The organism is Sporolactobacillus shoreicorticis, assembly GCF_024125445.1.
Classification (GTDB): domain Bacteria; phylum Bacillota; class Bacilli; order Bacillales; family Sporolactobacillaceae; genus Sporolactobacillus; species Sporolactobacillus shoreicorticis.
Window position 1 is genome coordinate 33,328 of record NZ_JAMXWM010000015.1, and the last position, 12,015, is coordinate 45,342.

The 12,015-nt window shown below is 45.3% G+C and carries 10 protein-coding genes; 4 read left to right on the top strand and 6 right to left on the bottom strand.

All coding sequences use genetic code 11. From position 1 onward, the window contains the following. Positions 1 to 173 precede the first annotated feature (173 nt). On the bottom strand, positions 174 to 1,412 hold the full coding sequence (fabF, locus tag NIE88_RS12985; protein ID WP_253062689.1) for a beta-ketoacyl-ACP synthase II: 1,239 nt from the start codon (positions 1,410 to 1,412) through the stop codon (positions 174 to 176). An 81-nt stretch (positions 1,413 to 1,493) separates the two neighbouring features. Beyond that, entirely contained in the window at positions 1,494 to 2,429 is a 936-nt protein-coding gene (locus tag NIE88_RS12990) for a beta-ketoacyl-ACP synthase III (RefSeq protein WP_253062690.1), read from the bottom strand. Positions 2,430 to 2,637: 208 nt separating this feature from the next. On the opposite strand from NIE88_RS12990, the gene NIE88_RS12995 reads away from it, so the two are divergent. Then, on the top strand, positions 2,638 to 2,988 hold the full coding sequence (locus NIE88_RS12995) for a YppG family protein (protein WP_253062691.1): 351 nt from the start codon (positions 2,638 to 2,640) through the stop codon (positions 2,986 to 2,988). A 95-nt stretch (positions 2,989 to 3,083) separates the two neighbouring features. Here NIE88_RS12995 and NIE88_RS13000 read toward each other — a convergent pair whose 3' ends face one another. Then, the gene (locus NIE88_RS13000; RefSeq protein WP_253062692.1) at positions 3,084 to 3,755 is read right to left on the bottom strand and encodes a Rossmann-fold NAD(P)-binding domain-containing protein; all 672 of its coding nucleotides are present in this window, start codon (positions 3,753 to 3,755) and stop codon (positions 3,084 to 3,086) included. Between the two features lie 150 nt (positions 3,756 to 3,905). Next, positions 3,906 to 4,232, bottom strand: a complete 327-nt coding sequence (locus NIE88_RS13005) for a metal-sulfur cluster assembly factor (protein ID WP_253062693.1) — start codon at positions 4,230 to 4,232, stop codon at positions 3,906 to 3,908. 182 nt (positions 4,233 to 4,414) lie between these two features. Between NIE88_RS13005 and NIE88_RS13010 the strand changes: the two genes are divergently transcribed. Further along, the gene (locus NIE88_RS13010) at positions 4,415 to 4,666 is read left to right on the top strand and encodes a NifU N-terminal domain-containing protein (RefSeq protein ID WP_253062694.1); all 252 of its coding nucleotides are present in this window, start codon (positions 4,415 to 4,417) and stop codon (positions 4,664 to 4,666) included. Positions 4,667 to 4,783: 117 nt separating this feature from the next. On the opposite strand, the gene nagE is transcribed toward NIE88_RS13010, so the two are convergent. Continuing rightward, positions 4,784 to 6,682, bottom strand: a complete 1,899-nt coding sequence (gene nagE, locus NIE88_RS13015; protein ID WP_253062695.1) for an N-acetylglucosamine-specific PTS transporter subunit IIBC — start codon at positions 6,680 to 6,682, stop codon at positions 4,784 to 4,786. A 582-nt stretch (positions 6,683 to 7,264) separates the two neighbouring features. Between nagE and NIE88_RS13020 the strand changes: the two genes are divergently transcribed. Further along, positions 7,265 to 9,187, top strand: coding sequence for a S53 family peptidase (locus NIE88_RS13020; RefSeq protein ID WP_253062696.1), 1,923 nt, complete (start codon positions 7,265 to 7,267; stop codon positions 9,185 to 9,187). 152 nt (positions 9,188 to 9,339) lie between these two features. Here NIE88_RS13020 and asnB read toward each other — a convergent pair whose 3' ends face one another. Beyond that, positions 9,340 to 11,190 (bottom strand): asparagine synthase (glutamine-hydrolyzing), encoded by a 1,851-nt coding sequence (asnB, locus tag NIE88_RS13025; RefSeq protein WP_253062697.1) that lies wholly within the window; start codon positions 11,188 to 11,190, stop codon positions 9,340 to 9,342. A gap of 214 nt (positions 11,191 to 11,404) precedes the next feature. Between asnB and NIE88_RS13030 the strand changes: the two genes are divergently transcribed. Further along, entirely contained in the window at positions 11,405 to 12,001 is a 597-nt protein-coding gene (locus NIE88_RS13030; protein ID WP_253062698.1) for a lysozyme family protein, read from the top strand. Positions 12,002 to 12,015 lie beyond the last annotated feature (14 nt).

Here is a 12,015-nt window from a genome sequence, read left to right on the forward strand (position 1 = left end):
CAACATTATGGACATTATTGGAAGATTTTATTCGCCCAAGCATAATTTTTCACGAGTGCATCTCTATCACAACTGTATGCGCCAATCTACGAATCTATGTATTCTCTCAGGATCGTTATTACAGAACGAAAAAACGCCTGCGAATGAATCGCAGACGCTTTGTAAAAAATGATTCAGGCTTTAAATTTTTTAAATGCAAGTGTCGCATTATGGCCGCCAAAACCAAATGAGTTGCTTAACGCCACATTAACTTCTTTCTTCAGCGCTTCATTTGGCACATAATTCAAATCACACGCCTCATCCGGTGTCTTGTAGTTGATGGTTGGCGGAACAATTCCTTCTTCAATCGCTTTAATGCAAAGGATCGCTTCTACCCCGCCGGAAGCCCCCAGTAAGTGGCCGGTCATTGATTTCGTTGAACTGATTGCCAAATCATGGGCGCCGTCTCCAAACACGGCCTTAACTGCCTTTGTTTCTGTAGAATCATTGGCTTCTGTGCTTGTACCATGTGCGTTTACATAGTCCACTTGATCCGACTTCACAGCGGCGTCATCAAGTGCCATTTGCATCGAGCGGATAGCTCCTTGTCCATTAGGATCCGGACGTGTCACGTGAAACGCATCACTCGTGGCACCGTACCCTGCGATTTCTGCATAGATGTGTGCACCGCGTTTTTGAGCGGATTCCAGCGATTCAAGCAGCAATACACCCGCTCCTTCACCCATAACGAACCCATCACGATTTTTATCAAATGGACGGCAGGCTGTTTTCGGATCCGGATTTGTAGAAAGGGCTCGAGCCGAAGTAAATCCGGCAAAGGACATATTCGTAAGCGGTGCTTCACTGCCGCCGCAGAGGATTACATCGTTGTCTCCGCGTTGAATGGCTTTATAGGCACTCCCAATTGAATCCGTTCCTGTAGCGCAGGCCGTCACCGTACAGGAGTTGATCCCTTTCGTTCCTAGTAAAATAGAAACCTGTCCCGACGCCATATCCGGAATCATCATGGGAACAAAAAAAGGGCTTACACGACGAAATCCTCTTTCTATCGCGACACGCAGCTCTTTTTCGTAGGTTTCCATCCCACCAATACCTGACCCGATCCATACACCGGTACGTTCTGCGTTGGTTTCATCAATTGTATAGTCAGCGTCTTCAACAGCCATCTTTGCTGCCGCTACAGCAAATTGTGCAAAACGATCCATGCGAAGCGCTTCTTTGCGATCAACAAATTTTTCAGGATCAAAATCTTTGACCTCACCGGCAACCTTAGCACGGAAATCGTCAGGGTTCACACGTGTGACAATGCCAATGCCTGATTTGCCGGAAATAGCATTCACCCATGTTGTCGCAACATCGTTGCCAAGTGGTGTCACAGCTCCTAATCCGGTCACAACAACTCGTCTTTTCATTCAATTCTCTCCTTTTGCTAGGATTGGAACCTTTATAAAATAAGTAATAAATAAATAATGGCTATACGATTAAATAATCTGTTACTTGCCCCATTTTAACGTGAGTGCGCCCCAGGTCAGCCCCCCGCCGAAGCCTACCATCACAAGCACATCTCCATCTTTAATCTTCCCTTCCTCAAGCGCATCAATCAGAGCAAGAGGAATTGAGGAAGCGGAGGTATTGCCGTATTTCTGAATCGTTTTGATCATTTTTTCTTCAGGAATTCCAAGTCTCTCTCGTGAAGCTTCCATGATTCTTATATTGGCTTGATGCGGAATGAGATAATCAATATCTTCTTTTTTAAGACCGGCCTTTTCCACCACATGAACTGCCGATTCGCCCATTTGGCGAACAGCAAATTTAAAGACTTCCCGTCCATTCATTTTAAGGTACTTGCCGTCTTGATACAAATAAGAACCGCCGCTTCCGTCAGCGCCTAATTCAAACGACAAAATGCCCTTACCTTCTGAAACATTGCCGAGAACTGCCGCCGCAGCTGCATCGCCGAAGAGAACGGCGGTTCCACGATCATCCCAATTTGTAATTTTCGACAGTTTCTCAACACCGACAACGAGTACATGGCGAAGTGTACCATTATCAATAAACTGTTTCGCTGTAATCATTCCATAAATAAATCCTGAGCATGCAGCACTGATATCCATTGCAGGTATACGCCTTGCCCCCAGACGATCCTGAAGCATACACGCGACGGTAGGAAAAGGATGATCGGGTGTAACCGTTGCAACGAGAATTAAATCAATATCGAAAGCCGTCAATCCTGCATTTCTGATCGCTTGATTGGCAGCGGCGAATGCCATATCCGACGTATCTGTTTCATCGTCAGCGATTCTCCGCTCCTCAATTCCGGTTCTTGTCCGAATCCATTCATCGGAAGTATCCATGACTTTTTCTAAATCGGTGTTTGTAACCACACGTTCGGGAACAAACTTGCCCATTCCCAATATTCCCGCGGACATCCGCAAATCCCCTCTCAGATCTTAACAGTATATATAATAACTTGGTAACAATATAATACACTAAAAATCATTTGTCCAACAGGCTTCATAATAAAAGGAAAAGCGGCCTGTCTCTGCCCGGCTCATCGACTAAAGGCGAATGAATCACACATTCATCACTTTAAGGGCATAAGATATGATAAAGGCCAGATGTAAAGGAGGGAGACTCTTGATTCAACCTGCTCAAAATCCAAGAGACAGTCACTTTGACCCATTTACGTATCTGATGTTTGGTTCCCAAATTCCGCCCGTGCAGCAATCACAAACCTACCAACCGCCACAAGCATTCTATCAGAACAGCGGCTGGCAGGCAAGTGGAATGAACGTGCCGCCTGTGCAGCCAGTACAGCCAACGCAGCCCGCGCAACCCGGATTTTTAAAACCGTTTCTCGGCCAAGACGGCCACATTGATGTGGGCAAAATGGTAAATGGGGCAACGCAGCTGGTAAACGTCATTAATCAAACGGCACCGGCAATCAAACAATTGTCTCCGCTGCTCAATTTCTTTAAGAAGCCATAATTATTAAAGCAACAATAGTAAAAGAACCGTTCCGCCGAACGTACGTTCGTTAGAGCGGTTCCTTTTATTCGATCAGAAAGGAACTTAACCAATCATCACGTTGTTCTTTGCAGCCATTTCTTATAATCCTGCGGCAAAAGACTGCTGAGTTTTTTATTGATCGCAGCATTCGGGTCGAGTCCTTTCTTAAAATGAACAGCATCAAGACCCTCATGATCCTTTTTCATTAATCCAATAATCAACGCTGCTATAACTTCACCATCAGCCCTTTCAGAAATCAGGTTCAAGTCCGTCCGAAAAATAACTGCCTCTTTTCTCTTTATTTTTCGCAAAAGGTTAACAAAAAACAATTCCATTTCATTCGCAGCTTTTCCTCGGGCAGAAATCGGATGCGCCGGACTTTTCATCCATGTCTCCTCAGCACGTTCCCCACACACTTCCAATGAAGAAAGAAAAAGTACACGTTGCATTTGCGGCAAATTCACAAATAGGCGACGTATTCTTTTCTTCAACCGATCATTGCTTTCCCGATTTATTCGAAAGGTGTCGGCAAGAATAAGATACGTTCCTTCCGCCCGCTGCTCATCTCGTTCACACTGAAACAGCGCGTTGCGCCCCAAAAAAAGTTCGTTTTCTTCTTCACGATCCTTCTCTTCTTCGCTCGTCGCCGAACTAATGGAATAGACGCGAATTCCCGCGTCAAGCAGTCTTTCAGTAAGAAAAAAGCCAATAGACGAGAGTCCGCCAAACACCAATGCTTCTTCCATCAATTTACCCCCTGCTCCCGCACAAAAACATGCACATAAAAAGATATGCCGAGAATGATGCGTTCATCACCTGAGACGGTGTTAAGGTGAAACGCAAAAATACCGAAGCAGAATTTGCGTCCTGCTCCGGCCGATCATGCAGCAAATGGTTCATTCTGAAAGTCCAAGTGCAATTCGGGCATACCGCGACATGCGCTCCTTCGTCCACGGCGGATCCCATACAAAATTCACATCTACTTGATTTACTTCGTCGATCTCTCCAAGTGTGCGCTTAACGTCATAGGAAAGAGACGCAGACAGCGGACAGCCCATAAAGGTCAGCGTCATGGTTACAATTACATTGTTTTCTTCATCTATATCGACGCCATACACGAGCCCCAGGTTGACGATATCTACGCCTAATTCAGGATCAATAACATCTTCCAACGCCTCAAGTATGCGGTCTTTCAATTCTTCAGAAGAACTGTTCTCAGCCACTGCAAATACCTCCTTCCTCTTCGAACTTACGTTTAGTATAACTGAATATCCGGCCTATTTCATCTCTCAGATCGTCTCCATGTTGCCATTCCAGGATTCCTTTTATGCGATTTGTTCCCTCATGATATATAATGAAAAAAACGACATGATTCGATCACTTAATCATAGAAAGGAAAATCCAGATGAAATTGACCATGACGTCCACGCCAAACCCGAATGCATTAAAATTCACCGCTGAAGAATCTCTGTTTTCAAAACGGATCGAAGTCTTCAAAACGAATCAGACAAATTCTCCAATTTTAACAAAATTAATTGCAATAAACGGTGTCATCAGTCTTTTCGGTTTCAATAATTTTATCACCGTCTGCAAATCACCGGAAGCCTCATGGGATGATCTGCTTCCTCAGATTAACGCAGCACTTAAGGAATTATAGGTCGTTCTTCCTTAAATTAAAATCTGAGAATTCGTGTTTGTCATACGGGGGACTTTATGAATACAAAGAAAAAAAGTCTGCGCCGTCAAACACACAGACTTTTCGCTAACCGTTCAATTAATCAAAGGTGACAATATCTGATTCGTTCAGCGCCACATGTCCGCTCTTTTTAAGCACAACATGCTTTGATGGGTCAAGGTTTGTAAAGATTACAGGACTGATCAGCGAAGGAACTTTATCCTTAATTGCCTCAATATCAAAAGATATCAGTTTCTGCCCTTTTACAACGCCCTCGCCCTCCTGCACGTAATTGATAAACCCCTCGCCATTCAACGTGACCGTATCAATGCCGATATGAATCAATACCTCTAAGCCATCGCTTCCCGTCAAACCAATCGCATGTTTTGTCGGGAACACGCCGCTTACTTTTCCGTCAACTGGAGAAACAACCAGTCCTTCCTCCGGATCAATAGCAAAACCGTCGCCCATCATTTTTTCGGAGAAAACTTTATCCGGAACATCAGTAATTGACAGCAGTTTGCCTTTTATTGGCGCGCATACAGATTCTGCTCCGATCGTTACAGTCACCAGACTTGGCTCAGACGCCGTTATCCCAGTATCAGGAAGATCGGCAGATGATTGAACGAGTTTCTTCATTGCGTCTGCGACGAACTCCACATCGGTGCCAACGATAATCTGCAGATTCGTCTTATTTACTTTGACAACTCCATGAGCTCCGTGATGTTTCATTGCCGTACCATCGGCAATCTGCGAATCCGCAACCGTCAATCGGAGACGAGTCGTACAGTGATCAATGTTGGTAATATTTTCTTTGCCGCCGATATCTTTGATAAATCGAGCCGCCATCGCTTCATATTTATCGCCCGTTTCGCCAGCAGCGTTCGGATCAGGATTCGTCTCAATAAGATCATCGTCCTCACGACCGGGGGTCTTCAAATCGAACCATTTGATTGCAAAATAGAAAACAACAAAATAGATTGCCGCAAAGATAATGCCGACAAACAGTAACAGCAGTGGCTTTTGCGCAATTCGATAATTAATAATATAGTCGATTGCTCCTGCTGAAAAACTGAATCCGTCATGAATACCGAGCATATAAGTGACAGCCAGTGATAATGCGGTCAAAATAGCATGGATGACATAGAGTGCAGGCGCGAGGAACATAAATGAAAATTCAATCGGTTCCGTAACACCGGTGACAAACGATGTAAGTGCGATACCTGCGAGCATGCCGGTAACCGCCTTGCGTTTTTCCTTTTTTGCAGCGGCAATCATGGCAAAGCATGCGGCTGGAAGACCGAACATCATGATCGGGAAAAAGCCTGAGAGCAGCAGCCCGGCGTGCGGATCTCCATTGAGAAACCGCGTAATTTCACCGTGAAATCCTTTAAACGTACCGAATTCAAACCAGACAAGCGTATTTATAACATGATGCAGACCAAGCGGCAAAAGCAAACGATTTAAAAGTCCGTAAATCGCAGCACCAAAGACACCGGCATCATATAACCATGTCGCCAGATGTGACATGCCTGTCTGAACATACGGCCAGACATAGCCGAAAATAAATCCAAGCACGAGCATTGCCCCTGACGTCACAATCGGAACAAAGCGGCGGCCGCCAAAGAAAGCGAGCCAGTCAGGCAGCTTAATATTATGATAACGATTATAAAGCATGCCGGCAATGATTCCAGCAATGATTCCGCCGAGTACACCAAGATTTATCGTCTTATTCAGAGAAGTCGCACAGGCGCTGAGTACGAAAAAGCCCATCGCGCCGGCAAGTGCGGCCGCTCCATTGTTATCCTTGGCAAAACCTACAGCAATGCCAATTGCGAAAATTAATGCAAGATTTGAAAAAACCGCGTTCCCGGCAGCCGCAATGAACGGTATATTAAGCAGATCCGGCTGACCAAAACGCAATAATAAGGCCGCCGCAGGAAGCGCAGCGATTGGAAGCATGAGCGACTTGCCTATTCTTTGAAGAAAACCCAACATAATATCTCTCTCCCCTGTGATCAATAATAAAAATATGAGGTCATAAACGGCAAAAAAGCAAACCGTTTCTTACAAATCAATGCTCCCCCTCCTTTGATTTTTGTCATTGTTCTTCTACTATTCTGTCATTTTTGCATAAAAAGATCGGGTTGTCTAGACATTTAGTTAAATTATTTGTCAGATTAATTAACTTTATATGTAACTTTTTTTCACCTTATTAATTCTTATGCTGTATTCATCAGATTATTAGTTAATCGAGCAAACCATCCGAGCTCAATCTTTCCTATTCGTTTGCAGTAACCGCGTACACAGAATAGGGGGACTTATGTACCTTTTTTCACTTACCTTGATCAATCGTCTTTACTGTCTATGTTCATCCCATCGTTTTTTTGTGACATTTGTCCTATTTATTCTAGGTTTTTATTCCTATTTCTGCCAATTAAGCGCGAATAATGTCAAATTATTTTGAACATAGATGCTTAATCTATCAATCTATCTAGAGTATAATCAATCTTATTTAATAGAGATAAGGGAGCATCATCGTTCATTACAAAAAATAGATTACAGGGAGATGATTCATCAATGTTGAAAAAATGGGGCAAATTAGTCATTACTGCTTTTCTATCATTGCTACTTGTCTTTAGTTTGCTGCCGTCCTTTGCAGCTGCGGCATCCTCGAATAAAGCGGATCAGGAACTGACATCTGTCAAACAAGGAACCGGACGCTCCGTATTGGAAAATGCCGACTATTTCGGCGATCTTCCAGATGAAACGCCAGTTTCCGTAGATATCGTCTTAAAAGCCAACAATGAACGGCAGTTGCAATCCTATATAGCGAAAACGGTTGATCCGAGCAGCGCGTTCTATCACAAATACCTGAACGTCACTCAATTTAAAAAAGCATTTGGCGCATCAGACATCACGGTTAAAGCACTCACTCATTACCTGAAAAAATACCATATCCATTCCAAAGTGTACGAAAATAACCTGATTGTCTCCGCAAGTGGGACTGCCGGAGACTTCAACAAGGCTTTCAGCGTCACCATACGAAAAGCAAAATTCAGAGGTAAAAGCTTCCATGCAGTAAAAAAAGGACCAAAGCTACCCCGCTTTCTTGCGAATCATGTATTGGCGGTTCTTGGCTTAACCAACTATTCCGAGCTGACGCCTCGCGCAGTAAAACGGCCCCTTAAAATGACACCGAACGCAAGCGGTGGACCGCTCAATCTCGATCCTTCCGATCTTATTAAGCAGTACAATGTCAGCCCGTTGTATGATCAAGGGGCAACCGGCAAAGGGCAGACAATAGGTATCGTTACGTTAGCAGACTTTAACGCTGAGGATGCTTATAGTTTCTGGGAACAGGAAGGCATTGATGTTAAAGCAGATCGCATTCACAAGATTCTTGTCGACGGCGGGTCCGACTGGAACGGATATGAGGAAACGTCGCTTGATGTTGAGCAATCCGGGGCGCTTGCTCCACAGGCGGACGTTAATGTCTACATCGGACCGAACACAGACGCCGGGTTCGTAAACGCGTTCGCCACCGCAATTAATGAAAACAAAGCCTCACAGATCTCTGTGAGCTGGGGACTCAGTGAATCGGCAATCAGCGCCGCTATTAAAGATCAAACCGAGGATCCCGCTTACGCTCTTGTCTACAATCAGTTGTTTGAACAAGCCGCAGCTCAAGGCATTTCGATGTTCGCTTCCGCTGGGGATGCTGGCGCTTATGACGCCAGCCGCGATGTGGGCACCTACAATTTAGCAGTTGATAATCCGGCCGACAGCCCTTATATTACCGCCGCCGGAGGAACAACACTCCCCTGGTCCTATACAACGAAGACAGGGGTTCAAGTCAACGTTTCATCCGAACGTGCCTGGGGCTGGAATTATCTTTATCCCTATTTTGATTCGCTCGGTCTCGGAACGCCGGAAGGATGGGCAAACTATTACTTTGTCGGCGGGGGCGGGGGCTTCAGCAAGCTGTTCCGAACTCCTGATTATCAGAAAGGGATTGCCGGCGTCAATCGTTTTACAGCCGTTCAGCTCTGGCAGCCAAGTTCTGATTTTGGTTCGGTCACGCGGCTCAGTGATCCGAAGACTGTTACAGGGAGATCAAGCGGAAGAAATATGCCTGATGTATCGCTCAACGCGGATCCATATACAGGTTATAAAGTATTTCTCTCCGATCCTAATGCACCAGGCACAAATTCCGGATTCAGCACATTTGGAGGAACAAGTGTCGTGTCGCCGCAGCTTGCCGGCCTGACTGCGCTGATCAACAGTACGCAAAAAGGACGCATTGGTTTCTGGAACAGTCAAATTTATCGATTCGCCAAGCAAAAGAACTCACCGTTCCACCCGCTAAGCGCGACTGGAACAGAAAATACCAATCTCTATTACACTGGTACAAAGGGGACCATTTATAACCAGAGCACCGGACTCGGTACAATTGACGTTGCTTCACTTGCAAAGCATTTTAAGTCTCCTTATTCGCGCTGACCCACATTTCGAACCAGATCACAAATGAACACATGAGAATAACAAAGAACGGCTCAACCATCCTAACTTGGCGGAGCCGTTCTTTCTTTATTGGTTTTCATCCAAAATTATCTCTGATTTAAAAGCGTCGGCGAATGTTCTTTTGAATACAGTTATTGATCAAGAATGTTCACATTGTACGTCTTTAGCCATTCGTTCATTTGCGCCATATGGGCAATCAGCTGAGGACCGGACATCAACTGACCGAACCATGGCGTTTTAAATGAATTACCTTTCGTATCAATGAGTGCCTGCAGTTTCTGTTTGTCTACTAATTCAAGCAATGGCGAACTTGGCGTATCGACCACCTTCTGCAGCCATTTTGAGACAGCTTCCGTATACTTCGGATGATAGGTTTTCGGATACGGGCTTTTTTTGCGATAAAGCACATCATCAGGCAGATAACCCTTGAGTGCTGCGCGCAGAATACCTTTCTCATGACCGTCCAGCATTTTCATCGTCCACGGCACATTCCACATGTACTGGACGATTCGGTGGTCAGCAAATGGCACGCGTACCTCAAGGCTTGCACCCATACTCATGCGATCTTTACGGTCAAGCAATGCAGTCATAAACCAGTTCATGTTCAAGTAGAATAGTTCGCGCCGTTTCGCATCGATAACCGATTCGCCCTCGAGCTTAGGCGTTTCGGCAACCGTCTCGTTAAACCGTGCCATTTCGTATTCTTTAAGGTTTAATTTGCTTCCCCATTTGTCATTGAGCAGATCCTGACGTGCATTGATTGAACGCATCCATGGAAAGCCTTCTTTAGCCGATGTTTCTGGGCTGTGAAACCAAGGATAGCCTCCGAAGATCTCATCAGCGCACTCTCCGGAAAGGGCAACGGTAAATTCCTTGCGAATCCCCTCGCAAAGCCAGAGAAGTGAGGAATCAACATCGGCATAACCTGGCATATCACGAACCACAATCGCTTTTTTCAGATAAGAAACAAGCTGTTCATTATTAATAATGAGATTATGGTGTACCGTACCGAGGTATTTGGAAACCTCTTCAATGAAGGGCGCGTCACTATTCGGCTGGAATTTACTTGTTTTGAAGTAACGGTTATTGCCCACATAATCAATGGAAAAGGTATGCAATGGCGGACGTTTCTGTTCTTGAAAGTATTCGGAGGCAATCGCCGAAATACCACTGGAATCCAGCCCTCCCGACAGAAAGGTTGCCACCGGAACATCCGCATAAAGCTGACGTTTAACCGCATCCGTAACAAGATAACGCAGATGGACAATCGTATCCTCCAAACTGTCTGTATGAACATGGCTCGCCACATTCCAGTAACGCCATATTTTCATGCCGTCTTTCGTAAATGTGAATGCATGAGCCGGGCGAAGATCATGCATACCCAAATAGACGCCGTGTCCCGGCGTCCGCGACGGACCGAGTCCGAATACTTCATACAGCCCTTCGCGATCTATTTCCGGCCGTACGTCGGGATGCGCAAGAATTGCCTTCAATTCAGAACCAAACAGCAGTCTGCCGCCCGATTCCTTATAGAAAAACGGTTTGACACCCATGCGGTCGCGTGCACCGAATAAGGTCTCCTTGGCAGTATCCCAGACCGCAAATGCAAAAATACCATTGAAATGATCGACGCAGTTTTCCCGCCATTCAATATAAGCGGTCAGCAGTACCTCAGTATCTGAGTGCCCCTGAAAGGTGTAGCCCTTTTTTAACAGATCCAAACGAATTTCCTCAGTATTGTATAGCTCTCCATTGTAAACGAGTACGTACTCATGATGATTCACTGTTTTTTTCATCGGCTGACAGCCGCCTTCAGGATCGACAACGACCAGGCGTGCGTGCCCAAGCGCTGCATGCTCCGACACATAGGTGTTCAAATCGTCCGGCCCGCGATGATTCATCGTTTCAGCCATCCGTTTGATTGTCTTTCCCGCGCCGCGCAAATCCTGCCGCCAGTCGATCCAGCCTGTGATTCCGCACATTTCTCATGTCATCCTTTCTTGCCGCCATTGGGCATTAACCTCATCACATCTTATGCAATACTGCTGGGCACGTGAGCAATGATGCCGCTCATTCCCAGGTGCATTTCTGAACCAATGGCCGGAGAGAATCATCTAATTTTTAATAAGACGGTCGAAAAACGCTATTTTCATTGAAAAATATAATGAACGAAATGAAAAGGCAGAGGAATAACGGATGACCAAAATTATCAAATTAATCGTCTCTTCTTCACTGATCATCGCTATTTCTTTTGTGCTCCTCTATATCATTTCGAGTATGTATAGTCCACAGGCCGAGCATGTACCGCTTCTTAACGATCAGCGAGTCATCAGTCCGGAGGTTGAACAGTACCGTCCGATTATTGCTCAAACGGCCAAAGCGAATGGTGTCGAACAGTATACGGATATCATCATGGCAATTGCCATGCAGGAGTCAAAAGGAAAAGCTGTTGACGTGATGCAAGCTTCTGAAAGTCTGGGGATGCCCAGGAATTCCATAACTTCCCCGAAAAAAAGCATTCAGGCAGGGACTCACTATTTTAAAAAGGCATTGATACGATCAAACGGTAACCTTGAACTCGCGCTCCAGAGTTATAATTTCGGCCTCGGCTTCGTCGATTATGTCAAGGCGCGCGGCGGTAAATACACGCCGCAGCTGGCACGTCAGTTTTCAGAAGAGAAGTCTAAGAAACTCAACTGGGCCAATTACGGAGACCCTAAGTACGTCGAGCATGTGATGCGCTACTATACGAATGAAAAACAAAAACGCGCATTGACGAAAAAAAAGAATTAAAAGAAACCCGCGAG